Source organism: Halomonas sp. MS1 (assembly GCF_024182575.1).
Taxonomy (GTDB): Bacteria; Pseudomonadota; Gammaproteobacteria; order Pseudomonadales; family Halomonadaceae; genus Vreelandella.
In genome coordinates this window covers 1,685,705-1,712,443 of sequence record NZ_CP098926.1, presented here as the reverse complement: position 1 = coordinate 1,712,443, position 26,739 = coordinate 1,685,705, and the positions used below count along the sequence as shown (strand labels likewise).

Sequence of the window (26,739 nt, the reverse complement as noted above, 5' to 3'; positions counted from 1 at the left end):
GGGCTCTCCTTTATTAATGTGAACAACAGCCACACAATCAACGACTCGTGCTGTTTCTCGTTAGCTGTTTCGCGTCCAAAATCGAGCTTATTGACTCGGTTATAACTAGTATCGGCGCCTGACTAATAGACTTTAATGTTTACCTTACTTTTCGCTCAGAAAATTTCGCTCTCTTTGCCAAGCAGTAAACGGCTACGTAGACACCGCCACTTCACGTGTTGGCTTACCCAACCTTTCTAGAACGTCCCCACGCAGCGTATTACCCAACGTCTTGCGCATGGGCGCCTCTGCCTGACGAGTCAGCGCCACTTCAGCCGGCGCACCTTGCTCGTCAAGGCGAACAATCCAAGCCATCTGTTCACTGGAAAAATACGCCAGCGACCCCACCGGCAGTGGTTTGAAATGCTCGATGTAGCGCTTGGTCCAGCGGGGATCAAATTGGTGAGGGTGGCTCAGCAAATGACGATATATTTGCTGCGCCGTTTTAGCGGGTCGGTCTGCTCGATCACGTCGCATCGCTTCTACCACATCGACCACAGCGCTCGCTTTCGCCAGCTCGTTAATATCATTGCCGGTTAAGCCATCAGGATAGCCACTACCATCCAACCGTTCGTTAATACCACCTATCACCGCTTGGGCAACGGCAGCAGAAAGCCACTGACAGTGCTGAAGACGATCTAACAGCAACGCCACATGCTCGCTCATGGCTTGGCGATGAGTGGCCTCGAAGTGTGGCGCCTTGAACAGTATTTGCGGAACAAGCGCTTTACCAAGATCATGCACTAAACCACTCGCTACAACCGCTTTGCGCACATCACGGGGCATATTTGTCCCCACCAAATCGAGCAAATGCACGGCTACTGCAATGCCATGGCGAACAAGCAGCGGTTCTGGCGACAAGCAGCGCGTCGCAAACAGCAGCGCTTCACGGTCTTCTTCGTGGAGCAACAAAAGACGGTCTGCATTACGTGATAGCTGGCGAGAATCGATGTCGCTGCCTTGCTGTAAAAGCAGCAGCTGGGCATCCAGGTAAGCCGCTATTTTCACTAAGCGCCGCGCCATTGGCGTTGCATAACGGCGAATATCACGCCGCCCGACATGCTCACTCCCCGTCGTACGCTTGCCCGGCTGCTCGAATAGCGGCGATGGCTGACGATCGTCCTGGGCCTCTTTTTTATAGCGGGCGGCTTCGCGCTCGATTTCACAGACAAAATACCAAATTTGTCGCTCTTGCTCGGCAGCGCAATTCGTAAAGCGGAAGCCCACGCGCAATAAGTGCCGTTCAGGATCGGTTTTTTGATGGCGCGGAACACCCTGCACTTCAAAATAGGTGCCATCTGGGAATGTAAAGGCGAGCGTTAGCGGCAGGTCAGCGTCAGCCAACACGCCACTGGCAGTCAGCGGCAGCTCTATTTGGCAGCCATCCTGAGAAAGGTCGCGTAGCTCCCCGTCAACCCCATCACCACTTTCGCCGCATATTGAAGCGGGCACGACCATACCTAAACGCAGCTCAGCGCGAAACGATTCGCGGCGCTGGAGCACCTCCAGGGTCGCGGGGTAGTCGCTACAACATAAAAAGCGCCCCCCTGCATGGCGGGTCTCGGTTAACGATAGAAACGGCGTGCGCACCACTTTGCCCTGGGAGTGGCCGCGCAGAAAAAATGATTCACCTTGCTGTAAGCGGTTTAACAAATGATCGACCGAGGATAAGTCCATCACTAGCGTCTTGCCGGCGTACTGCTCCATTAACACGATAGGTTCTGGGTGTGCATCAGCGGAGGCCAGGCAAAGCGACACCCCACCACCCTCGATCATGGTATTTAAAAGAGAGCTTACGGCCGTTGGACTGGTAACTCTTTCATATTCATCTTGTTGGACTGACATTCTCGTCTCGCTCGCTACCACGTTGTTATTACGTCACACCCACAAAAAGGCGACAGAGCATATCAGAAGCTTTTGGGCTGTCGTTATAACGATCACAGTCCTGCGCTATGCAAAAATAAAGTTTGTAGCTCCCCGGCCGATAATCGTGAAGAGGCCTATAGCTACGATTCGACGGCCTTATCACCTTGTTGCCACCACGCCGCGTGGCTTTTATCTAAAGGATTCCGTCTATGGGCCCCTTGTTAATTGATGAGCTAATCTCGATAGCAACAACTCCCTATCAATCAACCAGCTACCAATCAACCAATCCAACAACATCGTTACAGCAGGCACCTGGCATCACAGGCGTTGCCGGAGAGCAGCCCGAACTTCGCAGCGTGAGCAAAGAGTCACTTGCGGTACCTATACAGCGGATCAACGAAACCTTGCGGCCACGGGGGTTGGAATTTGTACTGAGTGAGCAATCCGAGCGCGTCATCACGAAAGTCATCGACCGCGAAACCGGTGATGTTATTCGCCAAATACCAGCCGAAGAGGTGTTGCTCGTCGCAGAGCGGCTGGAAGAGTTACAAGGACGAATTATTTCTTTAGAAGCCTGACCAAGCGATAGGAGAGGTTACTTCATCATGACCAGTGATCTCTCTTGCTGACGCCACCCGCTAATCAATTACCCACCGTTGTCATTAGCGCTTGTTACTCGCTTTTTTCGACACCAACGAATAAACGCTATCTACACCTGCATATTCATTACGTCGCGATAGGCCGTTACCAGGCGATTACGCACTTGAAGGCCCATCTGAAAAGCAACACTCGCCTTCTGCATATCGACCATCACGTCGTTCAGTTCAACATTCGGCTCGCCTGCCTGAAAAGCCGTCGCTTTTGCGTTAGCAGCCTGCTGTAAGCGATTGATACGCTGAATAGACGCCTGCAACTCACTACCAAAACTGCCCTGACCCACCGCCGTGGCAACCTGCTCACCCTTGATAGGCTGGGCTGCCTGGGTAGCTAAACCTTGCATTTGCTGCAGCGCTGATTGTATGGCAGGTGAACTCATAAGCACGACTCATCCGGAGGAAGGTGAAGTAATACCAAAAGCCTATCACTGGTAGCAGAACACTCATACGTACAAATACGCCTTAAAAGACAACCTGTTCGTTCATTTATGCTCGACCTGCCACAGGATAATGGCGTCCATCACAATTCCGCTTCATCTTTTTAGCGGATAACCGCGATTGACGGATATTAGCCTATGCCTTCTTTGGTGATGCGCCTGAGCCGTCATCAGTTTTGCCTGTCCTCGTGGGGGCACGCATGAGCGAAACTGGTGCTACGGCAGGCCGTCAGAACAGTACGACACAACATGCACCCCGCAGCGGAACGGCAGACAATGACACCAAAAGCCCCACGACGGCTCAGCGCACGTTAAAACAGCTGCGTGGCAACCCGTTGGTTGTGCTGTTGGTCGCTGCTGCAGCTTCTATTGCGATTATTGCTGCCCTTTTCATGTGGGCCAGCAGCCCTGAGTATCGGGTTCTGTATAGCAACCTGAATGAAGCCGATGGTGGACGTATCATTGCGGAGCTGGATAGCCGCGGCGTTCCCTATCAGTTCAGCGAGGGCGGTCAAGCGCTGTTAATACCCAGCGATCAGGTGCACACGCTAAGGTTACAACTTGCTGAGCAAGGGCTCCCCCGTGGCGGTAATCTGGGCTTTGAGCTGATGGAGAATCAAGCCTTTGGTATCAGCCAGTTTGCTGAACAAGTTAACTTTCAACGTGGCCTTGAAGGTGAGCTGTCTCGCTCCATTGAATCACTGGGCCCCGTCGATAAGGTTCGCGTTCATCTTTCGATGGCCAAGCCGTCGGTCTTTATCCGTGATCGTGAGCCGGCCAAAGCCTCCGTTGTACTGACGATGTTGCCTGGGCGTGTTCTGGGCGAGGGGCAAGTCAGCGCTATCGTCCATATGGTATCCAGCAGTGTCCCTGAGCTGGCACCGGAAGACGTCACCATTGTGGATCAGAATGGTCGCCTGCTTTCGTCTACAGCGTCACAAGGCAACGACCTGGATGGCTCTCAGCTGGCGTACATCGCAGAAGTCGAACGCTCCTATCAGCGCCGTATCGAAAATATCCTGTCTCCCATTCTTGGCAATGACAACGTACGCGCCCAGGTAGCGGCGCAGATCGACTTTTCTCGCCGTGAACAGACCTCCGAGCGCTACGCCCCCAACCAGGCCCCCAATGAGTCCGCGGTTCGCAGCCGTCAGCTCAGCCTGTCGTACGATGGCGAGGATCCTCTGGCGACCGGTATTCCAGGGGCATTAAGCAACACCCCTCCCGGTGTAGCGCCATCACCTATCAATCAGCCCGACGCTGATGAAGAGGATGCCGAAGTACCTGAAAACGCCTTACAGAATCTGCGTCAAGATGACGTGGTGAACTATGAAGTTGACCGTAGCATTGAACACATTCAGCACCGCCTTGGCCAGGTAGAGCGCCTATCGGCAGCGGTTGTCGTGAACTTCCGTCAGGTTATTAATGACGAGGGCGAAGCAGAGCAAGTTGCGCTAAGCCCAGAAGAGGTTGCTCAGCTGGAGCGCTTGGTTCAACAGGCCATGGGCTTTTCGCAAGCGCGTGGCGATCAGGTGGAAGTCGTCAATACGCCGTTCGTCAGTGTCGATGACAGCGCGTCTGACGTCGCTTGGTGGCAACAGCCGGAGACCCTGTCGATTGCCTCAACCCTGGGCCGCTATCTGCTTGTCGCCCTGGCAACGCTATTGCTCTATTTGCTGATTCTACGGCCACTGATCAAGCGCTATACCCAGCCACCGGTGATGGCTGCCGCCATGCCTGGCAGTACGTTTAGCGCCAGCGTTGGAGGCGAAAGCGAAGAAGATGAGCAAGAGAACGAGGCATCTGCGTCTGGTGAGAACGAGGATACCTACAGCAACAAGCCCAAACGGCGGCGCAAAACCTCGCTGTACGAACACAATCTTAACGACCTGCGTGAAATGGCCCAGGAAGATCCCCGTATGGTCGCAATGATTATCCGCAGCTGGATGAACACTCATGAGTAGCCCGATTGCCGAGATGACCGGTGCACGCAAAAGCGCCATTCTCTTGCTTGCGCTGGACGAAGATAGCGCGGCGGAGGTCTTCAAGTACCTCAGCGCCAGCGAAGTACAAGATATCAGTCTGGAAATGGCCCGCTTGCATCAAGTCTCACACGAAGACATGAAAGCAGTGCTGGAAGCCTTCCATAAAGAAAGCGAAGAGTTTGTGGCGCTAAACCTCAACTCTAGTGAGCATATTCGCTCGGTACTCACCAAAGCGCTGGGGAGCGAACGTGCCACCAGCCTTATCGAAGATATTCTCGAGACCACGGGCGGCAACTCAGGCATTGATGCGCTAAATCTCATGGAAGCCTCCATGGTGTCTGAGCTAATTCGTGACGAACATCCGCAGATTATCGCCACTATTCTGGTTCATCTGGACCGCCACCAGGCGGCCGATATTCTTGAGCTGTTTGAAGAGAAGCTGCGTAACGATGTGGTATTGCGTATCGCAACCTTCAGCGGCGTTCAGCCAGCCGCGCTGCAAGAGCTAACAGAAGTGCTGACCAGCATGCTGGATGGCCAAAACCTCAAGCGCAGCAAGATGGGTGGCGTAAGAACGGCAGCCGAAATTCTCAACTTAATGAATTCGTCTCAAGAAGAAGTCGCCATCGAAACCGTACGCTCACACAGCGAAGATTTGGCGCAAAAAATTATCGACGAAATGTTCCTGTTCGAGAACCTACTCGACCTGGACAACCGTGCCATTCAGATGGTGCTTCAAGAAGTCGAAACCAACTCTCTGGTGGTGGCCCTCAAGGGCGCCCAAGAAGCCTTGGTCGACAAGTTCCTGCGCAACATGTCGCAGCGGGCAGCGGATCTTGTTCGCGAAGATATGGAAGCCCGAGGCCCTATTCGCGTTTCACAGGTAGAAACCGAGCAGAAAGCTATTTTGCAGGTGGTACGCCGATTGGCGGATTCCGGTGAGATCGTCTTAGCAGGCGGGGACGATGAGTATGTCTAACGCCAAAACGCCTGAATTTGACCGTCACGGTAGTTGGCGGCGCTGGCAGATGGATGAATTGGCTGAACAAAAGACAGGCTCACAACCGGGCGGCATACCAACGCCTTCCGCCCAGCAACGCAAAGTAGAGGCTGCCAAGAAAGCAGCCGAGCAGGCACGCCAACGTGAAGAGCAGGAACGCCAGGCGCTTTACGAACGCATTCGCCGGGAAGCTGAGGAAGCGGGTTATCAGGATGGCTTAGCCCGAGGCCATCAAGAAGGTCTTGAACAAGGCCTTAGCGAAGGGCGCGCCCAGGCAGAGACAGAGCTAGAGCAACACATACGTAAAACCGTGGCGCCCCTACGCTCACTGGCAAAACAGTTTGCTGATGCGCTAGAGCGTATTGATGAAACGGTGGCACACGACCTCGCCGAGCTCGCGCTAGCAACCGGCAAGCAGTTAGCCGCAGACGCGCTGCAAGAGAGCCCTGAGCAAATTCTTGAGATCGTTCGTGAACTGCTCCATACCGAGCCACCGCTCGTAGGTCAGCAACGTCTTTGGCTTAACCCGCAGGACCATGCGCTGGTTAAAGAGCATCTCGGTAGCGAGCTACAAGCAGCCAGTTGGTCGCTTCAGCCAGATGATCAGCTCGCACGTGGCGGGTGCCGGATCACCAGTGCCCAAGGAGAGCTGGACGCTACGTTTGAAAGCCGCTGGCAGTCAGTTGCTGCCCAGTTACGCAAACGCCATCACAACAGTGATTCCCCCTCTTCTACTCGTTAATACAAAGGTAAATGCACACGTTGATGAAACAGGTAATGCAATGAGCGAGGCAACTTGCCCTCACCTCTACCGCTGGCGCAAAGCACTGCACCGTACAACGCAGCGCGTCAGCCAGCTGCCTCACTACCGTACCAGTGGCCGTGTGATACGCGCCACGGGCATGGTCATTGAGGTCGTGGGGTTACGCGTGGCGGTGGGGAGTGCTTGCCGCATTGAATTACCTGGTGCAGATGGGCGGTTGAACGATAGCGACAAACATGCAGAAGCAGAAGTCGTTGGTTTTTCTGGCGACAAACTGTTTCTCATGCCGCTAGAAGAAGTTTCGGGCCTGATGCCGGGGGCCAGAGTCTCTCCGCTTAGTGATGGCAGTGGCCATAGCGCCCGACGTTTTCCAATTGGCGATGACCTGCTGGGGCGGGTGCTCGATGGCAATGGCAACCCGTTAGATGACCGTGAAAGTTTTGAGGACACGCCTCGCGCAACCCTTAATGCGACGCCGCTTAACCCACTTTCCCGAGCGCCTATTGATGCCCAGATTGACGTTGGCATACGCGCCATCAACGCATTACTGAGCGTTGGCCGTGGGCAGCGTATGGGGCTTTTTGCTGGCTCAGGGGTAGGTAAATCCGTGCTGCTAGGCATGATGGCTCGCTATACCCAGGCGGATGTCATCGTAGTGGGGCTTATCGGCGAACGTGGCCGTGAAGTACAGGACTTCATCGACAATATCCTGGGGCCAGAGGGTCGCAGGCGTGCGGTGGTCGTGGCAGCACCCGCGGATACGTCACCACTCCAGCGCCTACAAGGGGCCGCTTACGCGACGCGGTTGGCCGAAGGGTTTCGCGATGCGGGGCGCAACGTTCTGCTGATTATGGATTCGCTGACCCGCTACGCCATGGCACAGCGTGAGATTGCGCTCGCGATTGGCGAGCCGCCCGCCACCAAGGGTTATCCACCTTCGGTGTTCGCTAAGCTACCCGGGCTTGTCGAGCGTGCTGGAAACGCTGAGCGCGGCGGCGGTTCAATCACCGCTTTTTATACGGTGCTGACCGAAGGCGATGACCAACAGGATCCTATTGCCGACTCAGCCAGGGCAATTCTTGATGGCCATATCGTGCTCTCTCGCACGCTAGCCGAGGCGGGCCACTATCCAGCGATTGATATTGAAGCCTCAATCAGTCGTGCGATGACCGCCATTAGCTCTCCTGAACAGCTTCAAGAAGCCCGCACCTTTAAACAACTCTTTTCACGCTATCAGCGCAATCGTGACTTGATCAGCGTAGGGGCTTATAGCCCAGGGCACGACCCAAGACTGGACGAGGCGGTGAACCGCTTCCCGTCATTGGAACGGTTTCTTCAGCAAAACATTGATGAGTGTGCAACGCTTGAAGCATCACGCCAAGCACTGCACGCGGTAGTGGGAGGTTAGCGATGAGTCATTCACAGCTCGACATGCTGACAGGCTTAGCCCGTGATGCGCGGGATAAAGCCGGGAAATTATTGGCAGAAGAACGACAAACGCAGCAACAAACAGAAGCGCAACTTCAATCACTTAACCGCTATCGCGTGGAGTATGCCGAGCGTTTACAGAAGGCGATGCGCGACGGCATCGACCCTGCCACCATGTACAACTATCAGCAATTCCTGGCGTCGCTGGATGCCGCCCTCAGCCGGGCACGGCAGGCGCTTGTAGCCCAGCAAAAACGTGTACAGCAAAGCCAACAGCATTGGCAGCAGGAACAGCGCAAGCTCTCCTCCTACGATACGCTGACATCACGACGCTTATCCGAAGAGCATCGCCGCCAAGAACGTCATGAGCAAAAATCGAGCGATGACTTTGTGACTAACCGTTTAGCCCGCCAGCCGAATGATAAGGCGCATTAGCGCCGCGCCGAGGAGCTGTATTTATGACTATTGAGCTATTGCTAACAACGCAGGGCCAGGGAGCTAACTCGTCATCAAGCTCCTCTGCAGCCCCCGGCTCTCCGCGGGCGGCGCAAGGCATGTTCCTTCAGGCGTTTACGCAGGCTGTAAGCCAGCAGGCCCGCCCCCTCACTAGCGCCCAGGCAGAAAACGCCCCCACAGTTTCACTAAGCGATATCGTTGAACAATTAGCATCACTTGATAGTGAGCTGGATGAGGAAACACTGTCGAGCATAGTGGCCACTGTAAGCGCTCAGGGGCAGGCTACCGACATCTTCTCTTCCGGTACTGATAGCGCTGCGCTTGCTCAAACGCTAGAAACGGCATCAGCAGCGCGAGAACAAGCCCGGGCACCAGAACAGGCTTCTTTATCGCCTGCTAGCGAAGGCAGTGAGACGACCGAGACAGCCACGCAGATGACTATCGCAGAAGTCGCGTCGCGTTTAGCCCTCATCGCGTCATATTCTACGCCGCCAACCGCAAATCCTGCGGGCTCCAGTGCACAGCCAGCGAACCCTGCGACGCTCTCAGCCGCGAGCTTAAGCACGGCGACGACCCAAACGCCACCGAATAACCTTGCGCCTACCAACGCTGCGACTGCCGCCGCCTCTTTCCTTGATCGCCCAACCCTCGCTAGCGCTGCTCCGCGTGATGGGCAGGTAGCCCAAGCAGGCGAACGAGTTGTTGCAGAAACATCACAGGCAACGATACAAGCGTCAACCAACGCTGCTGCGTCAGTCATGCCACCGTTGCCTGCCACTAGCTCAGCCACCACACTACCCAATAATACGGGTGAGCTGGCTCAGTCAGCGGTTGGCTCCTCGCTAACCAGTGCCCTGGCAGCCACAGCACAGCAAACAGCGGGCGTCACCAACACCCCGCGCCTATCAAGTGCTAAGGCGTTGACAGCAGAAGCAGCGACCACACCTATTAACGCCCCGACACTTGCGGCATCGCTGGAAACCATTCCTGCCCAACCGTTTACGAGTATGCAGCCAGGCATGCATGCGCTGTCTCCGCTCAATACTGCACTAGCGCCTACGGTGAATGCTGACGCGGTGGCCAGCTTATTCGCTGAGGCAGAGACGGCGAGTGTCACCAGTGGCGCGAGCAAAGGCAGCGAGCAAGCGTTACCTGCATCGCTGACATCACCAAACCAAGCCATGCCTAACAGCCCAGCGACAGCGACCTTAAACACGCCGCTTACTAGCCCCGCTTGGCCTTCCCAGTTAGGGCAGCAGTTAATTCAGTTTGCTCAGCGTGGCGGTGAGCACCAAGTTAAAATGCAGCTTCACCCTGCTGAGCTAGGGCCATTATCGATCACGCTTAAGGTGACCGAACAGGGCACACAAGCACACTTTTTATCGTCACACGCCCCTGTTCGTCAGGCCATTGAGCAAGCCATTCCTCAACTACGTGAAGCACTTGCTGAACAGGGCATTTCATTAGGCGAAACCTCCGTGGGCGAACAGCAGACCCCGAATGAGCAGGCTTTTGCCCAGCAAACGCCAGGCAAAGCAGCTGGCAATCGAGGCGGTGAGTTAGGTAGCGATAGTGCCCCTTCACCTACTGAGGTGGATGTCCAAGGCAGTCCAGATGGCCGTGTAGATATCTATGCTTAATGCTTAATTCCAGAGTTAGCGTTGAGTATGGCGACACTGATACTCGCAACATCACTTAACTAAACCAAAAGATAGGCTCATCCAATGAGCTTGTTCATTTCATCACCTGTAACAGCGTTAGGCATAATGCTTGACTAGTGTTACGGGTGAAATTTATGGGAACAGCAAATGGCAGAAGCAAGCGGCGGGTCTAAAAAACTGCTTTGGATAATGATTGTATTGGTACTGCTTTCGTCAGCGGGTGCAGCGGCAGCTATTTATTTAGTGCTGGATCAGCGCGGCGGCAATGCTGAAAACGACGAAGCACAGCAAAAAATTGAGCATGTAGCGCCTGTTTTCACACGTATTGATCCATTTACTGTCAATCTGGCAGATGATCGTTATGGCTCCCGTTTGCTTTATACCGGCATTACGCTTCGGGTTGGCGACGAGCAAAGCAAGGCGATTATTGAAGAACACATGCCCCAGGTGCGTAGCCGCTTGCTTATTTTATTATCAGGCAAACAGGCCAATGAATTAACCTCCACCGAGGGGAAAGAAGCGCTGGCCCAAGCGATCATCAACCGCTTGAGCGTCCCGCTTACCGAAAACCAGCCTCCCCTCGACTTACGGGAAGTGCTGTTTACCGAATTCATTGTGCAATAACCCGGGAACTGGAGCCGTTCATGTCACAGGACGATCTACTGTCCCAGGAAGAAATTGACGCCTTACTAAAGGGCGTCAGTGGAGATGATGAGCCTGCTGCTCCGTCATCGTCCACCCAAGAGGAAGTTCGCGTTCGCCCCTACGATCCCGCGACACAGCATCGAGTGATTCGTGAGCGCTTGCACGCGTTAGACTTTATTAATGAGCGTTTTGCACGCTACTTCCGCAATGGTCTATTCAACTTGATACGGCGCAGTGCCGATATCACCGTTGAGTCGGTGCGTTACCAGAGCTTTAGCGACTTTTCGCGCAATGTTCCGGTACCCACTAACTTGAACCTTGTATCAATGAAGCCGCTGCGCGGATCGGCCCTGGTGGTCTTTCCACCTAACCTGGTGTTTATGGTGGTGGATAACCTGTTTGGTGGCGATGGTCGTTTCGTAACGAAATCGGATGGCCGTGAATTCACCAATACCGAGCAGCGTATTATCCAACGCCTGCTCAACTTGGCCATTGATGCCTACCAAGAGGCGTGGAAGGTTGTTTATCCGCTAGAAGTGTTTTTTTTACGCTCCGAAGTGCAATCCAAATTTGCCAACATCACCAACTCGCCCAACGAGATTGTGGTGAACACCAAGTTCAATATTGAAGTGGGCAACCTGTCGAGCAACTTCCAGATTTGTATGCCCTACGCCATGATTGAACCGCTTAGGGATTTGCTCGCCAACCCGATTAATGACAGCAACCATGACCACGATGGCACATGGTCACGGCGCATGGCGAATGAGCTTCGCCAGTCAGAAGTTGAGCTAGTCGCTGAATTTGCCCAAATACCCAGCCGCATTGCCCACGTAATGGGGCTTAAAAAGGGCGATGTATTGCCCATGGATATTCCCAATACGATCACCGCTCGTGTCGACGGTGTCCCGGTGATGGAGTGCGAGTACGGGAGCCAACAGCAGCAACGCGCATTACGCGTGCTACGTATGATCGACCATGCCGCTATGAATAACCTATCGTCCAAGGACTTTATTAAAGGTTCAACGCGACAGAAAGCCAAGGAACCCAAAGCATGACTGATCCAAATAAACCCGATCAAAAGGTCTCTGATGATGATTGGGCGGACGCCATGTCTGAGCAAGAAGAACCCAGTTCAAGTGCCGATGCCGCAGGCGAAGAAGACCCATGGGCAGCGGCCATGGCCGAGCAAGAAGCCGCTGAGGAAGCAGATGCCTCAAGTAGCGAACCTGAGCCAGAAGCGCCTGTTGCTAAACCAGCGAGCGATGAAGTATTTCGTCCGTTAAGTGCTGAAAGTGGCCATGCCGAGTCTCGCGACTTGGAAATGATCATGGATATCCCGGTCAAGCTGACGGTGGAGTTAGGCCGTACCAAGCTGACCATCAAGCAACTACTTGAACTTGCCCAGGGGTCGGTGATTGAGTTGGAAGGTCTCGCTGGCGAGCCCATGGATATTTTGATCAATGGCTATTTAATCGCCCAAGGGGAAGTGGTTGTGGTGGAGGATAAATACGGCATTCGCATCACAGAGATTATTACTCCCTCTGAGCGCATTCATAAACTCAACCGATGAGCGTCGCGTCCTCTTCTTCATCAAGCTCCTCACTTGATGCCATAAGCGGCAGCGGTGATGCCTTAATAGGCATGGCAGCACTCGGCAAAACAGCAGCGGCACTCGCTCTGGTCATTGCCATTATTCTGCTGTGCACAGCGGTACTCAAACGCTGGCAAACCGCCCGTCATCACCATGGTGCCCACTTAAAAATTGTGGGCAACACCGCGGTAGGCAATCGCGAGCGTATTGTCGTGGTTGAGATAGAGGATACTTGGCTGGTCGTCGGCGTTAGCAATGGGCGGATAACCAAACTGCATGAACGCCCTGCGCCGACGGATCGCTCCACCTCGTCGCCCGCCGAGGCGCCTTCGCGGTTTTCTCAGCGTTTAGCCCAGGCACTCGCCACCAGCCGGGGCAAACGCGATGCCGAGCCCCCTACCGCCTCCGATTCAAACCACACACCATGAGATTCGAGATGCACTTCGCTTGGCCTTATGGGCGGCGTTGGTGGCTAATACTTGCCACGATCGCCTGCTGCTTATTTGTTTTACCTGCTCATGCACAGCAGCTTCCCGGGCTGGTTTCTCAGCCTTTGGATAATGGTGGTCAGCAGTGGTCGCTGTCGTTACAAACGCTGCTATTTTTAAGCTCTCTGGCTTTTTTGCCAGCCATGCTACTCATGATGACCAGTTTTACGCGCATCATTATTGTACTTAGCTTGCTTAGAACAGCCATGGGTACCCAGGCAACACCACCAAACCAGGTTTTATTGGGTATCGCGCTTTTCTTGACGTTTTTTATTATGTCGCCTGTCTTAAACCAAGTGTACGACACCGCTTGGATGCCGCTCACTAATGAAACGATCAATTTTGAAGAGTTCTTACTGCGGGCTCAGCAACCGTTTCGTGAATTCATGCTCGCCCAAACCCGCGAGCCTGATTTAGCGCTGTTTGTTCGTTTAGCAGATGTAGGTCCGATGCAAGGTCCCGAAGAGCTGCCTATGCGGGTCTTACTGCCTGCCTTTGTCACCAGTGAGCTCAAAACTGCCTTTCAGATTGGTTTTACTATTTTTATTCCCTTTCTGATTATCGACTTAGTGGTTGCGAGTACACTGATGGCGCTCGGCATGATGATGGTGCCACCGATCACGATTTCACTGCCCTTTAAGCTCATGCTGTTTGTATTGGTCGATGGCTGGCAGTTGATTATTGGCTCGCTAGCAGAAAGCTTTTACATGATTTGAGCGTCGCGTTCAGCGACCAGGAGTATCCATGACCCCGGAAATGGTGATGAGCATTGCTTACCAAGGCATGCGGGTAACGCTTTTTCTTGCAGGCCCTATGCTGCTGGCCGCCCTTTTCACCGGCCTTATCATTAGCTTGTTCCAGGCAGCGACCCAAATAAATGAAATGACGCTGACCTTCATTCCCAAAATATTAGCCGTCTTTGCCGTCTTGGTACTTGCTGGCCCCTGGCTAATTGGTTTGATCACCGACTTCACCCATCGCCTCTTCACCAATATTCCCAGTATGGTGATGTAACGCCATGGTGGAGGTGACGTTCGCCCAGCTCCAGGCGTGGTTAGTGGCTTTCTTTTGGCCATTTGCACGTATTACGGCCTTTATGGCGGCTTCGCCTCTATGGGGCCATTCCAGCGTTCCAAATCAGGCCAAGGTGGCGCTGGCGGCTATCATTGCCATCGTGATTGCCCCGATATTGCCTGCCATGCCTGATGTGCCCATCATGTCGTGGGCAAGCGTAGGTATCCTGGTTGAGCAGCTGCTGATAGGCGTTGCTATTGGCTTAGTCATGCATATTGTTTTCGCCGTGGTGCAGGCAGCTGGGGAGTTTATCGGCTTGCAGATGGGCTTGGCGTTTGCCAGCTTTTTCGATATGTCGAGTGGCACCAATATCATGGTGCTATCGCGTATTCTTTATATGATTACGCTGTTGATGTTTCTTGCTATGAATGGCCACCTGATGGTGTTAGAAACGTTGATCATGAGCTTTGAAACACTCCCCATCGGCATTGGCGCCTTAAACCCGAATGCGTTTGAGCTGCTGGCGCGCTATGCAGGAACTATTTTTGCGTCCGGAATGCTGCTTGCGCTACCGCTGGTCGGTTCACTGTTGATCATTAACTTAGCGCTCGGCATTCTCAACCGCTCAGCGCCACAGCTAACGGTATTCAATATCGGTTTTCCAACCTCATTAACCGTTGGGCTTATTCTGCTGATGGTATTAATGACAGACATCGGCCGCTTTTTACAGCAGCTCTTTAGTCAGGGGTTGGCCTTTATGCAGAGCCTGATCGAGACCATGGCGCCGTTAGGCTAGTGTTCAAAGCGCACCTGCCAAAAGCCCCAACCGCTAGCGATTAGGGCTTTTTTTAATGCGACGTCATGCATTACTAAAGCGTGGCCGTTTTACATATAGTCGAACAACGACATGCCTTTAATATCGACGAATGCTTTCTGAGCAGCCTGAAGACCCACTTGGCGTAAACTATATTCAGAAATCGCTTCGACGTAATTCAAATCGACCAAGTCAGACAGGGTTTGCTCATAGTTAAGCTTTCGGTTGCTGCCTACCGCATCAATTACTTCCAGCTCATTCAGCCGAGCACCCGCAGAAGCACGAACGGAAAGCACGTTATCGAGCGCATTATCAAGATCACGCATCGACGTATTAAGCGTATTGCGCAACGCAGCCTTTTCCGCGGTGCTTTGGGCTGGCGTGTCTAGTACGCTAATTGCTGCTTCCATAGTGCGAAACAGATCCACACCACGCTGCTCGCTGCCCGCCTGGGCAATTAGGATTTCATCATCGGGCTCGGCGCTGCCGGTAAGTGTGACATTAATTCCAGCAAAACTAAGCTGCTGGCCGTCGCCAACATATTCGCCACTGGCCACCAAGTCAGCAGCGTCTTCCTGCCAGGCGCCGTCGCTAAAACGTTGTACTTGATAGCTGATGCCGCTATCTAGCGCTGCATCTTCACTGAACACGACACGGTAGCTGTCGCCATAGCCTGGCGCGTTAACATCTGTAATCTGAGGGCCCTTGAAAGTAACGCCCCCGCGATTTTCTGTACTGGCTTCAGCGATATAGCCAGCACCGCTGGGTACGCCCTGAAAAATCGTGGCGCCATTTTCAGCAACCGGCATCAAACGCGAAGAATCGACACGCTGCTGGCGTGAACTGTTATCACCGTTATATTCCACATTGCCGTCTGCCGATTTAACAAACGGCGGAGCATTATCTTTATAGCCGCCGAATAAGTAGCGACCATTGCCATCAGTGGCATTCGCCTGCCCCAGCATCGTTTCGTAAATGCCTTTTAGCTCGCTGGCAATGGACTCACGGTCCACATCGCTCAGCGTATCGCTAGAGGCTTGAATCAGCAGCGTTTTAGCACTAGTCACTGCATCACTGACACTGTTAAGAATGCTCTCAGTTTGCGACAGTGAATTGCGTGCCGAAACCCGAGCGTCTGAAAACTGCTGGTTCATCGCTCTGGATTGATCAACGCCGACAGCCCGTGATGCTGCCTGCGGATCATCGGAAGGATTAATCACGCGACGGCCACTAGCAAGCTGCTGGCTAACTTTCAAGAAATCGCTTTGCTGACGGTTAATAGAAGCCGTGCTCTGCTCAAACATAGTGACCGTACTAATACGCATCGCCAAAGCTCCTTATTAGTTCCGTAGATTCAAGATGGTATCCAGAATGGCACCCGCGGTATCGATCACGCGCGCATTCGCTTGGTAATATCGCTGATAGCGAATCAGGTTAGCCCCTTCTTCATCAAGATTGACGCCCGACTCCGATTGCTGCACCGCTTCCAGTTGATCAGTTAACCCTTGTCGAGCATCTAAATTCACCTGGACAATATTGGCACGGTTGCCCACATCGCTAACAATGACACCATACGCACCGCTCACCGATGCACTACCACCCACGATGGCTTTTTGCTGTAGGTCCTGTAACGCCAAGGCATTGCGGTTATCACCCGCGCCAGTCGCTACCCAGTCGGCGGGGTCGTCTTCAGGATTGACTGGCTTGCCAGCGGCGATACGGTCTAGCTCATTGATGGTGACATCCATATCGCTTGCGCCACGTCGCACCGGCTGCACTTCAAAACGGTCACCATCGTTAGGCGTGCCGCTAATCGTGAGCGCTACACCGCCAAACGTCAGTGCACCGGTTCCCGCGTTCCAGTCAATATCGTCTACTGTTGCTCCGTTATCGTTACGCGTAACAGTTGGAGCACCATCTTCAAAGCGAACGGTGTAGTCCGTCGCGCGAAGCTGATCAATCGTGTCACTATCAAATTCGGCAGATTCAACGACGGCGGTGCCGCTGTTATTCGTATTACTAAACGCTTGGGGCGAGTACACGGCAAAAAAATCGCCACCTTGCTCACCATCCAGGTCGACACCCTGCTTGTGCTGCTCGTTAAACGCCAATGATAGAGAAACTGCCAGTTGGCCAATTTGGTTCTGAGTTTTATCCAGCGTTTCTGAACGGAATGTCATCAGACCACCCAGCGCACCGCCTTTAATCGCTGACTCTTCTAACTGAGTTACGCCACCTTCACCATCACGATAAGCCACCAATGTACGCTGTGGATCAGCTGCTGATTGCACAGTTTCAAGCTTAAACGCGCTGGTGCCCGTCACTAACGGCTGACCATTCGGCAAACTGAGGTTATAGCTTTTCCCATCCTGGATATTTAAGCGCATATCCATGCGCTCATTGAGCTCAGAAACCAAATGATCGCGCTGGTTCAACAGGCTATTGGGCGCTTCACCGCTACGCGCACGGGCAAGCGCAATTTCGCGATTCAGGCCAGCAATTTGTTCGGTCGTGTTATTTATCTGAAAAACTTCATCTTTGATTTGGCTATTGATGTTGCTCTGCATATCTTGCAGATAACCGTCAAAGGAGCGGAATTGGGCGCTGAGGGTATTGGCCGAGCCAACAACGCCTTGGCGGGCGGCAGGGTCCGCTGGCGCACTGGCCAAATCTTCCAAAGAGGAGAAAAACGACTGCATTAATGGCGATAAGCCCGCTTCTCGATCCGCAAGCAAGTTGTCAATTTGGGTGACTTGGTTGTGATAAGTCGCCAGTGCGCTTGATTGGGTTTTGGCGCTGTTAAGCTGGCTCGAGACATACGTATTAAACTGGCGCTCGATACTATTGATCTTAACGCCGCCACCCACAGCCCCTTGGCCAAGCTGAGCCAGCTCACGATTATACCCAGGCGTATAAACGTTACTAATATTGTTGCTGGTGGTATTGAGGGCATTCTGCGCCACATTAAGGCCGCTTAAGCCGATTGAAAACATGCTCATGGTCAATTCCTTAGGCCGATAAGTTGTCTATCGGCAGTGCGCAGCAAAACTTGAATCACACGTTAGCGGGAATCTGCGAGAAACTCGCGCCCCGTTGCTATCGGCCCCATGGTGTTCATGACGGCGACGAGTTTATTGGCATAGAGGGGGTCCGTCGCATAACCGCCCCGCTGTAGCTCATGAGCGGCTTGATACGCATCAGCGGCCTGTACTACGCCCGCGTAGCGCGGATTGTTGCCGATCAAATTGGCATAGTCGGTAAACGCATGCTCAAACGAGTCATAGACGCGGAAAGAGTCCACGACCTGGGTTCGACGGCCATCAATATACTCGTGGGTAACAATATCGGTCGTTTTACCCTGCCAGTGACTACCCGCTTTAATGCCAAACAAGTTGTGGCTATTGCCGCCGTGTTGCGTGGCAATTTCATGGCGGCCCCAGCCTGTTTCCAGCGCAGCTTGTGCCAAAATAAGCTCGGCTGGTACCCCGGAGGCATCACTAGCAGCTTGGGCTGGAGCGGCCAATGTCGTTAAGAAGCGCTGAACGTGATCGGGTGCATGGCCGAAACCGGCAGGTGTCGCGGCGGAAGTGGCTGATGAGGCAACGGCCGATGCCGTGCTGGTATTGCTGGTCTCAGCGGCTGACGGTTGGCTAATCGCGTCTAGTTCAGCTAAGAACCGCCCACTACCCGATGCGGGCGCATAACCACCACGATTCGGCTGCAGTGGCTCATCCAACACTCTCGGGGTGCCGCGCGGTATACCCGCGATCAGCGCTTGCAGTTCTTGGTCAGCGCTATCTGACTTATGATTGACCGCCCCTTGGCGCTGCAGCTGTTCCACCAGCATATCCGCCAATCCCATGCCTTTAGACGAGATCACTTGCGACCACTGCTGATCTAGCATCTGCTGGTAAGTATCAGTTGTCGAACTGCTCAACAGACCAGAAGAAGGTGTAGCATCACGCATGCTTTTCATCATCATCTGCACAAACAGGGCTTCAAACTGCTGGGCAGCGCCGTGTACACCAGCATCAGGATCCACTCGGGCGTTGTGCTGCAGGCGCTGAAAGCCGTTCATGTCCAGCGCGAATTGGCTGGTCATATCGCCAATGCTCATTTAAATAACCTCAAGCTCTGCGCGAAGCGATCCAGCGGCCTTCAACGCTTCAAGAATCGACATTAAGTCTTGGGGGGTGGCTCCCAATGCATTGAGTGCATTGACCACTTCATTCAATTGGGCACCTTCTACGATTTGCAGAAACGCTTCCTGCTGCTCAATTTCAATATCCGTATTGGGCACAACCACCGTTTCACCTTCACCAAAGGGAGCTGGCTGGCTAACCCCAAACTGGGTATCAATCATGATAGAGAGGTTGCCGTGGGCAACGGCTGCTTGGCGCAGGGTGACAGCGCTATTCATGACGACGGACCCCGTCCGCGCATTGAGTACGACCCGCGCGGGCGCCTCCATGGGTGTCACCTGCACATTCTCTACACGTGCCATAAAGTTAACCCGGGCGTTTTCATCCATCGGGCCATCAAGTGCGATCACCCGCCCATTGCGCGCATACGCTACCGACTGGCCAAATTCGTTATTAATGGCCGTTACCATGCGCTGTACCGTGCCAAAATCTGACTCATTAAGCTGTAACTCTAATCGTCCACCGTTACCGCCAAGATTTAGCGGCACTTCCCGCTCAACCATCGCTCCATTAGGAATGCGTCCGGATGCTTGTTGATTGATCTGAACACTGCTGCCACCTGATTGAGCACCTGCGCCACCCACTAGCATATTGCCCTGGGCAATGGCATAGGTATCACCATCGGCACCTTTCAGTGGTGTCATTAACAGCGTTCCACCACGTAAGCTGCGAGCGTTAGCAATCGAAGACACCACGATATCCAAGCGCTGACCTGGGCGTGAGAACGGCGGTAAGTCCGCGGTGACCATGACCGCAGCAACGTTGCGCAGCTGTAAGTTAGTACCTGCTGGCACCGTAACGCCTAACTGAGAGAGCATGTTCGTCAAGCTTTGGCTGGTAAACGGTGCTTGGGTGGTTTGGTCGCCGGTGCTATCCAGCCCCACGACCAAACCGTAGCCAACCAACTGGTTATCGCGCACCCCGGCAAAGCTTGATAGTTCACGCACCCGTTCCGCTGCGGCTGGCATCGCCAGTACACAACTAACGGCAAAGAGTGCCGTCAACATAGCGACACTACGAAGCCAGTGCTTAACACTACGATAACGGTTTAACTGCATAGCCATGATAGGTCTCTGTTAGCGGGCCGAGTAACTGGCTTAAAACGGCGATACATTTAAGAAAAAGCGCTGTAACCAGCCCATGTGCTGCGCTTCATTGATATAGCCATCGCCGACATACTCAATTCTTGCGTCTGCCACTTGGGTTGAAGGCACGGTGTTTTGCGCGGTAATTGTGCGTGGGTTAACCACCCCAGAGAAACGAATGAACTCTGTTCCCTGGTTAATCGCAATCTGCTTTTCACCGCGTACCCGCAAGTTGCCGTTATTCATCACTTCTAATACCGATACGGTGATGGTACCCGTGAAGGTATTATTGGCCTGGGAGCCGCCGCCACCCGCAAAGTCACTCTCCCCCGACACATCGAAACCATACTCGGCCAATGTATCCAGCACGTCAGGCAACTGCGCAAGCTCTAGGCTGGCACTCCCCGAACGATCTGCATTGGATCGGGCATTTTTGCTAGCACTCACCTCTTCATCGAGCACAATGGTCAAAATATCGCCAATAGAACGCGGACGGCGATCTTCAAACAGCGGCTGATAACCACGGCGCGCTTGATAAATGGAGCCATTAGCGATCGGCGGCGGCCGGTCCACAATGTTAATCTGCTCTTGTTCACCGACCACCGAGGCCCGCGGAATTTGCGCGCAACCCGCCGCAAATAAAAGAAACAGCGCAAGGCCAACTAACAAAAAACGACGTGAAGCAGCGTGTAAATCCAACATAATGCGACCTGTTAGTAAGCCCTATTTAGTAAGCCCTATTCATCAATAACGTTAGAGCTGACTCAAACGCGCTAACATTTCGTCGCTGGTCGATACCGCCTTACTATTAATTTCGTAGGCGCGTTGGGTTTGGATCATATTGACCATTTCCTCAACCACATTGACGTTTGAGGTTTCTACATAGCCTTGGAATAACCTGCCAGCACCATTATTACCGGGAACATTTTGGTTGGGTGCACCAGAAGCACCTGTTTCCAAGTACAAGTTGCCGCCAACGCTCTCCAGGCCTGCCGGATTAATAAACGACGCTACGTTGATCTGACCAATATCAGCATCTTGGGCGATACCTGGTTGGCGCACACTGACCGTACCATCTTCACCAATCGTGACCGACAAGGCGTTAGCAGGAATAAAAATAGCCGGCTCTAATGGATAACCATTAGCAGTCACCATTTGACCATTTTCATTGAGCTGAAAACTGCCGTCGCGGGTGTAGCCAACGGTGCCATCAGGCAGTAACACTTGAAAAAAGCCTTCTCCATTGATCGCCAGATCGCGGGAGTTACTGGTTTCTTCGAGGCCACCTTGGGTATGCAGGCGTTCAGTCGCCACCGCACGCACACCGGTACCTATTTGCATACCAGAAGGCAGGCGATCCTGAATATTATTTTGCGCACCGGGCTGGCGCATATTTTGATAGAGCAGATCTTCAAACACAGGGCGGGAACGTTTAAACCCGTTTGTGCTTACGTTCGCTAGGTTATTGGAAATCACGTCTAGCTTGGTTTGCTGAGACTCTAGCCCCGTCTTGGCTGTCCACAACGACTTAATCATAAGCGTGCTCTCTTGGCTGAGTGGCTGCTATCAGCCCTGAATAGATAAAATGCTGTTAGCGCGCTGAGCGTTTTCGTCCGCCGTGCTGAGCATTTTCATTTGCATGTCGTAACGGCGGGCAACATCAATCATAGACACCATGGCATCTACAGCGCTGACGTTACTGCCCTCTAGGGCACCACTGACAATTCGGGCATCCTCATCACCGGGAAGCACGGCGGCAACGCCTTCCTCATTCAATGGTCCACGAAACAGCCCGTCGTCACCGCGCATTAATGCCTGCTCATCGGGCGTGACTAGCTTGATGCGGCCGACATCGACCAGCGCTGCAGGCCCCTCACCTTGGGGGATCGCGCTGATGGTACCGTCCGCACCAATGGATATCTGCGCACCTTGGGGCAAGGCAATAGGGCCACCCTCTCCCATGACCGGACGCCCAACACTAAGCAGTACACCATCACTGTCCAGTTGCAGATCGCCTCGCCGGGTATACGCCTCAGTGCCGTCTTCGCCGAGCACCGCCATCCAGGCATCATCCTGCATCGCGATATCGAGGGTGCGACCCGTGCGTTCAATAGGGCCCTGCGAAAAATCGGTGCCAGGGGTGGTCGTCACCGCCGATACCCGCGTGTCGAGTAGCCCAGCGCCCTCTACCGGAACTGAACGCGCAGCTTGCAACTGCGCGCGAAAGCCTGCAGTAGACACATTCGACAGGTTATTGCTAATCACTGCCTGCTGGTCCATCGTGTGTTTGGCGCCGCTCATGGCGGTGTATAGCATACGATCCACAACTGACTCCTTAGCGCAGTATCACGCCATTATCACGACTGACTACAGGTTAATAATGGTCTGCAGGAGCTCGTCCTGGGTGCTGATGGTGTTGGAGTTCGCCTGGTAAGAGCGCTGCGCCACAATGGTATCTACCAGCTCACTGGCCAAGTTGACGTTAGACGCTTCTACTGCTTCCGCTTGGATCTGCCCCAGACGACCAGTTCCCGGCGCCCCAAGGTTTGCCAACCCAGAGGCATTCGTCGCCGCCCACAAGTTGTTGCCCAGCGGCTGAAGACCTTCTTCATTCCGGAAGCTGGCTAGCGCAATTTGGCCAGCAGCACGGGTTTCACCGTTGGTAAAGTTACGCTGAATAACGCCTGCCTCAGTAACGGTAATACCGGCCAATGCACCTGAGGTGTAGCCATCCTGGTTAAGTTCTTTTTGCAACGAGTCAGCGGCAAACTGCGTGGTACCGTCGAACTTAAGCTGGATATCAAGAGGTTCTGCCTGAACGCCGCCGGGGATACCTTCAATAGTGACGCGCGTTTCGCCAGTTGCCGGGGCGGTCACTACGTTCGCCCCGTTGGCTCCACCACTAATTCCCGTAACAACTCCCTGTGCATTGGTTTGCAATCTACCGCTTTCTGTAAAACTTAGATTAAAAGTGCCCCTGATATCAGTGGCGCCATTCTGGTCAGCCGTCACAATGGTGACGTTCCACTGATTCCCAGCGCCACGCTCAAAGTATGTCGCTACATTAGTAGCATTCCCTAGCGAATCGTAGGCCGTGAAATTATTGGAAAAATGGAAATTAACTTCTCTTCCTTCTGGCGCAGCAGTCAACTCAACTGAGTTTAAATCTTCACCTGTAGCCGTCGTGGCATCCAGGTTTAATAGTGCATTTACTTCGGTGGTGGCTTTAGCTGGAATATCGTCAACCGGCACATTTAATGCCTGAGGGTCACCGCCCACCAATACGTTTGAGAACGGGAACGCCTGCTGGTCATCGGTGTCTTGGGTGACACCGCGGTCCATGCCGTAACCCATCAAACGGTCACCCTGGGCATTAACAATATCGCCGGTAGCGGTAATGCCGAACTCACCGTTACGCGAATAACCGACTTCTCCAGTGGAGCGCTCTAGGCGGTAAAAGCCCTCACCGGAAATCGCCAAATCCAGCTTACGCCCGGTGCTCTCGATAGTGCCTTGGGTGAAGTCCTGGCGTACATCTGATACCTGCACACCAATGCCCCGAGAGGCCGCAAATACATCAGAGAACAGCACGTCAGAGCTCTTGTAGCCGACGGTTTGCGAGTTAGCGATATTGTTACCCGCAGAGTTTAGCTTCTCTGATTGTGCGTTAAGCCCAGCCACTGCCGTTGTAAATGACATAATACGTTCCTCATCAAAACGTCTTTTTCATTAAGACGTTCTTGCGGTAAAAATGTTGTTTTACTTACACGTTGCTTAAAGAATCTGTTTGATTTGATTCAACTGAACCTGTCCGTAAACAGCCCCTAAATCCAGCTGAATATTTCCGCTGCCATCGTTAGGAGTCACACTATTAACAACCGCATAGTTCAATGCGGTTGAGTCTAGTGCTTCACCTTCAGCATCTTTAGCCTCTAGCTGAACCGTGTAACGGCCACTGGCAGCGGCTTCGCCCTGCTCGTTTTTACCGTCCCACTGGAAAGACTGCACACCAGCTTCTACCGCACCCAAGTTATAGCGTCTGATCACTTCGCCACCTTGGCCAACAATCACCGCGGTAAGCTGATCGGCAGGTTTAGCAAGCTCAATACCAAAGGGTGTCGTATAAAGTTTTCCTTCACTATCTTGCTCTAGCATGACCTTGTTGCCAGGCACCATCACGCCTTGGCCAATCAAGCCACTTGCTTGCAGTGCTTGGTTGGCATCCATTTGGCTAGTAATGCTTTGCAAAGTGGTGTTCAGCTGCTCAATCCCACTGACCGTATTAATCTGTGCAATCTGGGAGGTCATTTCCGCATTTTCCATCGGATTCAGCGGATCTTGATTCTGTAGCTGAGTAATCAGCAGGGTTAGAAAACTGCTACGCAACTCATCTGATGCGCTCTGCTTTAACTGGGAACCACTGCCGCCGCCATTAATCGCCGAAAGTGTTGCCGGGTCGATTGTGCTCATCATTACCCCTCACCCAGTGATAGCGTCTGCACCATCATCTGCTTCGTTGTATTGAACACTTCTACGTTGGCCTGATAGGAACGCGACGCCGAGATCATGTTGACCATTTCATGCACAGGTTCAACATTGGGCTTGGCGACATAGCCTTCTTCATCCGCAGCAGGATGGCTAGGCATATATTCCAGGCGTAGCGGAGCGTCATCTTCAACTACGTCGGTGACACGTACGCCACCGACGCCATATCGATTATTGTGCGCTTGGGTTTCAAACATCACTTGTTTGGCCCGATAGGTCTCTCCATCAGGGCCTGCAATGCTGTCGGCATTGGCCATATTGCTAGCGGTAACATTCATACGCTGCGCCTGGGCGCTCATAGCAGAGCTAGCGATATCAAAGGCTGAAAACATCGACATAAATTACTTTCTCCTACCGCTCGGTTATTCCGGCTGCATCGCGTTTTTCAGGCCCTGAATGCGGCGATTCATGATGGTTAGTGCGGCTTGGTAACGAACAGCATTGTCTGCAAACTGTGTCCGCTCACGATCCATATCGACCGTGTTGCCATCCAAGCTGGGCTGATCGGGAATGCGATAAAGCAGCTCGGCACTGCCTACACCACGCCATGCAGGGCCTTCACCTTGCAGATGACGTTCTGAGGTTCGTGCGAGCGGCAGCGCGCCATTTTGCTGCTGCTGTGTCTGACTGCCCGCAACAGCCTTCTTTAACTCACTGGCAAAGTCGAGATCGCGCGCTTTATAGTTAGGCGTATCGGCATTGGCAATATTGGCTGCTAGCACGTCGTGACGCGCTTGACGCAAGCCCAGTGCCTGCTGGTGATAGTTAAAGGCAGATTCAAGCTGATCAATCATGCCAATCCTCGTTCGCTGAGAGGCAAATTAAAACGGATATTATTGATGATGAATAATAGGCTTCGCATCGTCAGCCTAAAGCATGGAACAGCTGCCGTTTACACCAGCATTTCATATGATGCACAGGGTACTTTTGCACTACACTGCACGGTTGATGATTACCATCTGCTTCCCTTCGATTGAGCGACTCTCCCATGCCACACCCGCTGCGCCCAACGCGATCCTATCTGGCAACTCTTAAGCAAATACTTTGCCTCTCACTGCTCAGCCTTGGCTTTTCATTTCACGCGCATGCCAATAACCAACTGCTGATGGATACCGTTCAGCAGTTCCTTTATCAAGAATCTCAATCGCTTGGGCAGGAAGTGATGATTGATATCTCACCTCCTTCTGCACATTTACCTGAGTGCATTGCACCCGAACCCTTTTTCCCGAATGCTAATCAATCCCCTATCGGGCGCATTTCGGTCGGCGTGCGCTGTGGCGAAAATCGTCGTCAAGTGCGGTATATCCAAGCGCAAATTGATATCATTGGTAGTTACGCCGTGGCTGGGCAGGATATTGATAGGGGCACGCTCATCACGAGTGATATGCTGACATCACGAGAAGGCAATCTTGGGGATCTCGCCGCCCAAGCACTTACCGACCAAGACGATATTATCGGTATGGTCGCGCAGCGTCCTATTCGAAGCGGCAGTACTTTCCAGTCCCACTATCTTCAAGCGCCTCAAGTGGTGAAACGAGGGCAGCGCGTCACTGTCATAGCAGAGGGCGCTGGTTTTCGAGTGTCACGCGAAGGAGAGGCCTTGTCTGATGGTGCACAAGGCGAGCGTATTCGTGTGCGCTTTGATACGCGGGAGTTAGTCACCGCACGCGTCATTGGCCAAGGAACATTGGTGATAGATTTTTAATCTAATGCCTAAAGTCCTTACTACCCAGGCCGATAGTAGGTAATACAGCGCATGCCGCACCAACGTTGACGATGAGGCAAACAACGTGAAAATCGATAACATTAATCCGTTGCTACGTTCTAATCAGGCGCAGCAGCGTGATGAAGCACAGAAAATAGCGGGCAATAAGCCAGCCGAAGCAGACAGCGCGACACGCTCAGCAACGCAACTCAGCCAAACGCATACGGATAGCTCACACGATATCGATACGGCAAAAGTTGAGGAAATTCGCGAAGCTATTCGTGAAGGGAAGCTAGAGATTCGTGCGGATCGCATTGCTGACGGCTTAATTGCCAATTTAAAAGATTTATAAGCGAACG

The 26,739-nt window shown here is 53.2% G+C and carries 29 protein-coding genes; 16 read left to right on the top strand and 13 right to left on the bottom strand.

The genetic code is table 11. The annotated features are described in order from the left end of the window. Nucleotides 1-192 precede the first annotated feature (192 nt). Nucleotides 193-1,884, bottom strand: coding sequence for an HD domain-containing phosphohydrolase (locus tag NF683_RS07675; protein ID WP_253921673.1), 1,692 nt, complete (start codon nucleotides 1,882-1,884; stop codon nucleotides 193-195). Nucleotides 1,885-2,114: 230 nt separating this feature from the next. Between NF683_RS07675 and NF683_RS07670 the strand changes: the two genes are divergently transcribed. Then, nucleotides 2,115-2,483: a flagellar protein FlaG gene (locus NF683_RS07670; RefSeq protein WP_089040068.1), complete on the top strand. Its 369-nt coding sequence runs from the start codon at nucleotides 2,115-2,117 to the stop codon at nucleotides 2,481-2,483. Nucleotides 2,484-2,614: 131 nt separating this feature from the next. On the opposite strand, the gene fliE is transcribed toward NF683_RS07670, so the two are convergent. Further along, nucleotides 2,615-2,941, bottom strand: coding sequence for a flagellar hook-basal body complex protein FliE (gene fliE, locus NF683_RS07665; RefSeq protein WP_089040069.1), 327 nt, complete (start codon nucleotides 2,939-2,941; stop codon nucleotides 2,615-2,617). Between the two features lie 257 nt (nucleotides 2,942-3,198). Between fliE and fliF the strand changes: the two genes are divergently transcribed. From fliF to fliR, 13 genes are all read left to right on the top strand, one after another. Further along, the gene (fliF, locus tag NF683_RS07660; protein WP_089040070.1) at nucleotides 3,199-4,962 is read left to right on the top strand and encodes a flagellar basal-body MS-ring/collar protein FliF; all 1,764 of its coding nucleotides are present in this window, start codon (nucleotides 3,199-3,201) and stop codon (nucleotides 4,960-4,962) included. Then, a complete protein-coding gene (gene fliG / locus NF683_RS07655; protein WP_089040071.1) occupies nucleotides 4,955-5,962 on the top strand; it encodes a flagellar motor switch protein FliG in 1,008 nt (335 codons plus the stop codon). The genes fliF and fliG overlap by 8 nt, the downstream gene beginning before the upstream one ends. Next, the gene (locus NF683_RS07650; protein ID WP_253921888.1) at nucleotides 5,955-6,725 is read left to right on the top strand and encodes a flagellar assembly protein FliH; all 771 of its coding nucleotides are present in this window, start codon (nucleotides 5,955-5,957) and stop codon (nucleotides 6,723-6,725) included. The genes fliG and NF683_RS07650 overlap by 8 nt, the downstream gene beginning before the upstream one ends. Before the next feature lie 40 nt (nucleotides 6,726-6,765). Continuing rightward, complete coding sequence (gene fliI, locus NF683_RS07645) at nucleotides 6,766-8,154, top strand: flagellar protein export ATPase FliI (RefSeq protein ID WP_089040072.1); 1,389 nt, start codon at nucleotides 6,766-6,768, stop codon at nucleotides 8,152-8,154. A 2-nt stretch (nucleotides 8,155-8,156) separates the two neighbouring features. After that, nucleotides 8,157-8,609 carry a flagellar export protein FliJ gene (gene fliJ / locus NF683_RS07640; RefSeq protein WP_089040073.1) on the top strand — a complete coding sequence of 151 codons (453 nt, stop codon included), beginning with the start codon at nucleotides 8,157-8,159 and terminating at the stop codon, nucleotides 8,607-8,609. 23 nt (nucleotides 8,610-8,632) lie between these two features. Further along, nucleotides 8,633-10,270, top strand: coding sequence for a flagellar hook-length control protein FliK (locus NF683_RS07635; protein ID WP_253921672.1), 1,638 nt, complete (start codon nucleotides 8,633-8,635; stop codon nucleotides 10,268-10,270). 168 nt (nucleotides 10,271-10,438) lie between these two features. Next, nucleotides 10,439-10,915 carry a flagellar basal body-associated protein FliL gene (gene fliL, locus NF683_RS07630; protein WP_089040075.1) on the top strand — a complete coding sequence of 159 codons (477 nt, stop codon included), beginning with the start codon at nucleotides 10,439-10,441 and terminating at the stop codon, nucleotides 10,913-10,915. A 20-nt stretch (nucleotides 10,916-10,935) separates the two neighbouring features. After that, nucleotides 10,936-11,991 (top strand): flagellar motor switch protein FliM, encoded by a 1,056-nt coding sequence (gene fliM / locus NF683_RS07625; protein WP_038480163.1) that lies wholly within the window; start codon nucleotides 10,936-10,938, stop codon nucleotides 11,989-11,991. After that, on the top strand, nucleotides 11,988-12,506 hold the full coding sequence (fliN, locus tag NF683_RS07620; protein ID WP_089040076.1) for a flagellar motor switch protein FliN: 519 nt from the start codon (nucleotides 11,988-11,990) through the stop codon (nucleotides 12,504-12,506). The genes fliM and fliN overlap by 4 nt, the downstream gene beginning before the upstream one ends. Continuing rightward, nucleotides 12,503-12,955 carry a flagellar biosynthetic protein FliO gene (gene fliO / locus NF683_RS07615; protein WP_089040077.1) on the top strand — a complete coding sequence of 151 codons (453 nt, stop codon included), beginning with the start codon at nucleotides 12,503-12,505 and terminating at the stop codon, nucleotides 12,953-12,955. The genes fliN and fliO overlap by 4 nt, the downstream gene beginning before the upstream one ends. A gap of 8 nt (nucleotides 12,956-12,963) precedes the next feature. Further along, complete coding sequence (gene fliP, locus NF683_RS07610; protein WP_089040078.1) at nucleotides 12,964-13,731, top strand: flagellar type III secretion system pore protein FliP; 768 nt, start codon at nucleotides 12,964-12,966, stop codon at nucleotides 13,729-13,731. A 28-nt stretch (nucleotides 13,732-13,759) separates the two neighbouring features. After that, nucleotides 13,760-14,029, top strand: a complete 270-nt coding sequence (gene fliQ, locus NF683_RS07605) for a flagellar biosynthesis protein FliQ (RefSeq protein WP_009723992.1) — start codon at nucleotides 13,760-13,762, stop codon at nucleotides 14,027-14,029. A 4-nt stretch (nucleotides 14,030-14,033) separates the two neighbouring features. After that, a complete protein-coding gene (gene fliR / locus NF683_RS07600) occupies nucleotides 14,034-14,825 on the top strand; it encodes a flagellar biosynthetic protein FliR (RefSeq protein ID WP_253921671.1) in 792 nt (263 codons plus the stop codon). Nucleotides 14,826-14,914: 89 nt separating this feature from the next. Here the strand turns inward: fliR and flgL are convergent, their stop codons facing one another. The 11 genes from flgL to flgB form a co-directional block, all read right to left on the bottom strand. Continuing rightward, nucleotides 14,915-16,168, bottom strand: a complete 1,254-nt coding sequence (gene flgL / locus NF683_RS07595) for a flagellar hook-associated protein FlgL (protein ID WP_253921670.1) — start codon at nucleotides 16,166-16,168, stop codon at nucleotides 14,915-14,917. Nucleotides 16,169-16,183: 15 nt separating this feature from the next. Beyond that, the gene (flgK, locus tag NF683_RS07590) at nucleotides 16,184-17,842 is read right to left on the bottom strand and encodes a flagellar hook-associated protein FlgK (protein ID WP_253921669.1); all 1,659 of its coding nucleotides are present in this window, start codon (nucleotides 17,840-17,842) and stop codon (nucleotides 16,184-16,186) included. A gap of 62 nt (nucleotides 17,843-17,904) precedes the next feature. Then, entirely contained in the window at nucleotides 17,905-18,960 is a 1,056-nt protein-coding gene (flgJ, locus tag NF683_RS07585) for a flagellar assembly peptidoglycan hydrolase FlgJ (protein WP_089040082.1), read from the bottom strand. Continuing rightward, entirely contained in the window at nucleotides 18,961-20,103 is a 1,143-nt protein-coding gene (locus NF683_RS07580; RefSeq protein ID WP_089040964.1) for a flagellar basal body P-ring protein FlgI, read from the bottom strand. 39 nt (nucleotides 20,104-20,142) lie between these two features. Further along, on the bottom strand, nucleotides 20,143-20,832 hold the full coding sequence (locus NF683_RS07575) for a flagellar basal body L-ring protein FlgH (RefSeq protein ID WP_089040083.1): 690 nt from the start codon (nucleotides 20,830-20,832) through the stop codon (nucleotides 20,143-20,145). Nucleotides 20,833-20,883: 51 nt separating this feature from the next. Further along, nucleotides 20,884-21,666: a flagellar basal-body rod protein FlgG gene (flgG, locus tag NF683_RS07570; RefSeq protein ID WP_089040084.1), complete on the bottom strand. Its 783-nt coding sequence runs from the start codon at nucleotides 21,664-21,666 to the stop codon at nucleotides 20,884-20,886. A 30-nt stretch (nucleotides 21,667-21,696) separates the two neighbouring features. Then, nucleotides 21,697-22,455, bottom strand: coding sequence for a flagellar basal body rod protein FlgF (locus NF683_RS07565; protein WP_089040085.1), 759 nt, complete (start codon nucleotides 22,453-22,455; stop codon nucleotides 21,697-21,699). A 42-nt stretch (nucleotides 22,456-22,497) separates the two neighbouring features. Next, the gene (locus NF683_RS07560) at nucleotides 22,498-23,829 is read right to left on the bottom strand and encodes a flagellar hook protein FlgE (protein WP_089040086.1); all 1,332 of its coding nucleotides are present in this window, start codon (nucleotides 23,827-23,829) and stop codon (nucleotides 22,498-22,500) included. Between the two features lie 75 nt (nucleotides 23,830-23,904). Then, a complete protein-coding gene (locus NF683_RS07555; RefSeq protein WP_232471397.1) occupies nucleotides 23,905-24,603 on the bottom strand; it encodes a flagellar hook assembly protein FlgD in 699 nt (232 codons plus the stop codon). After that, complete coding sequence (gene flgC, locus NF683_RS07550) at nucleotides 24,603-25,013, bottom strand: flagellar basal body rod protein FlgC (protein WP_089040088.1); 411 nt, start codon at nucleotides 25,011-25,013, stop codon at nucleotides 24,603-24,605. The genes NF683_RS07555 and flgC overlap by 1 nt, the downstream gene beginning before the upstream one ends. Nucleotides 25,014-25,037: 24 nt before the next feature. Beyond that, nucleotides 25,038-25,469, bottom strand: a complete 432-nt coding sequence (flgB, locus tag NF683_RS07545) for a flagellar basal body rod protein FlgB (RefSeq protein WP_089040089.1) — start codon at nucleotides 25,467-25,469, stop codon at nucleotides 25,038-25,040. Nucleotides 25,470-25,663: 194 nt separating this feature from the next. Between flgB and flgA the strand changes: the two genes are divergently transcribed. Next, nucleotides 25,664-26,380, top strand: coding sequence for a flagellar basal body P-ring formation chaperone FlgA (gene flgA, locus NF683_RS07540; RefSeq protein ID WP_083000285.1), 717 nt, complete (start codon nucleotides 25,664-25,666; stop codon nucleotides 26,378-26,380). An 85-nt stretch (nucleotides 26,381-26,465) separates the two neighbouring features. Then, complete coding sequence (gene flgM, locus NF683_RS07535; protein WP_089040090.1) at nucleotides 26,466-26,732, top strand: flagellar biosynthesis anti-sigma factor FlgM; 267 nt, start codon at nucleotides 26,466-26,468, stop codon at nucleotides 26,730-26,732. Nucleotides 26,733-26,739: the final 7 nt, after the last annotated feature.

Bases quoted from the DNA above. Each gene is read 5' to 3' on its own strand.
- fliQ (WP_009723992.1), top strand. From the start codon at position 13,760: ATGACCCCGGAAATGGTGATGAGCATTGCTTACCAAGGCATGCGGGTA.
- fliN (WP_089040076.1), top strand. From the start codon at position 11,988: ATGACTGATCCAAATAAACCCGATCAAAAGGTCTCTGATGATGATTGG.
- NF683_RS07580 (WP_089040964.1), bottom strand. From the start codon at position 20,103: ATGCAGTTAAACCGTTATCGTAGTGTTAAGCACTGGCTTCGTAGTGTC.
- fliF (WP_089040070.1), top strand. From the start codon at position 3,199: ATGAGCGAAACTGGTGCTACGGCAGGCCGTCAGAACAGTACGACACAA.
- flgL (WP_253921670.1), bottom strand. From the start codon at position 16,168: ATGCGTATTAGTACGGTCACTATGTTTGAGCAGAGCACGGCTTCTATT.
- NF683_RS07555 (WP_232471397.1), bottom strand. From the start codon at position 24,603: ATGATGAGCACAATCGACCCGGCAACACTTTCGGCGATTAATGGCGGC.
- NF683_RS07675 (WP_253921673.1), bottom strand. From the start codon at position 1,884: ATGTCAGTCCAACAAGATGAATATGAAAGAGTTACCAGTCCAACGGCC.
- fliP (WP_089040078.1), top strand. From the start codon at position 12,964: ATGCACTTCGCTTGGCCTTATGGGCGGCGTTGGTGGCTAATACTTGCC.
- NF683_RS07670 (WP_089040068.1), top strand. From the start codon at position 2,115: ATGGGCCCCTTGTTAATTGATGAGCTAATCTCGATAGCAACAACTCCC.
- fliJ (WP_089040073.1), top strand. From the start codon at position 8,157: ATGAGTCATTCACAGCTCGACATGCTGACAGGCTTAGCCCGTGATGCG.
- fliR (WP_253921671.1), top strand. From the start codon at position 14,034: ATGGTGGAGGTGACGTTCGCCCAGCTCCAGGCGTGGTTAGTGGCTTTC.
- fliM (WP_038480163.1), top strand. From the start codon at position 10,936: ATGTCACAGGACGATCTACTGTCCCAGGAAGAAATTGACGCCTTACTA.
- flgK (WP_253921669.1), bottom strand. From the start codon at position 17,842: ATGAGCATGTTTTCAATCGGCTTAAGCGGCCTTAATGTGGCGCAGAAT.
- NF683_RS07575 (WP_089040083.1), bottom strand. From the start codon at position 20,832: ATGTTGGATTTACACGCTGCTTCACGTCGTTTTTTGTTAGTTGGCCTT.
- flgJ (WP_089040082.1), bottom strand. From the start codon at position 18,960: ATGAGCATTGGCGATATGACCAGCCAATTCGCGCTGGACATGAACGGC.
- fliI (WP_089040072.1), top strand. From the start codon at position 6,766: ATGAGCGAGGCAACTTGCCCTCACCTCTACCGCTGGCGCAAAGCACTG.
- flgG (WP_089040084.1), bottom strand. From the start codon at position 21,666: ATGATTAAGTCGTTGTGGACAGCCAAGACGGGGCTAGAGTCTCAGCAA.
- fliE (WP_089040069.1), bottom strand. From the start codon at position 2,941: ATGAGTTCACCTGCCATACAATCAGCGCTGCAGCAAATGCAAGGTTTA.
- fliL (WP_089040075.1), top strand. From the start codon at position 10,439: ATGGCAGAAGCAAGCGGCGGGTCTAAAAAACTGCTTTGGATAATGATT.
- flgA (WP_083000285.1), top strand. From the start codon at position 25,664: ATGCCACACCCGCTGCGCCCAACGCGATCCTATCTGGCAACTCTTAAG.
- fliG (WP_089040071.1), top strand. From the start codon at position 4,955: ATGAGTAGCCCGATTGCCGAGATGACCGGTGCACGCAAAAGCGCCATT.
- flgC (WP_089040088.1), bottom strand. From the start codon at position 25,013: ATGTCGATGTTTTCAGCCTTTGATATCGCTAGCTCTGCTATGAGCGCC.
- flgB (WP_089040089.1), bottom strand. From the start codon at position 25,469: ATGATTGATCAGCTTGAATCTGCCTTTAACTATCACCAGCAGGCACTG.
- NF683_RS07635 (WP_253921672.1), top strand. From the start codon at position 8,633: ATGACTATTGAGCTATTGCTAACAACGCAGGGCCAGGGAGCTAACTCG.
- NF683_RS07560 (WP_089040086.1), bottom strand. From the start codon at position 23,829: ATGTCATTTACAACGGCAGTGGCTGGGCTTAACGCACAATCAGAGAAG.
- NF683_RS07650 (WP_253921888.1), top strand. From the start codon at position 5,955: ATGTCTAACGCCAAAACGCCTGAATTTGACCGTCACGGTAGTTGGCGG.
- fliO (WP_089040077.1), top strand. From the start codon at position 12,503: ATGAGCGTCGCGTCCTCTTCTTCATCAAGCTCCTCACTTGATGCCATA.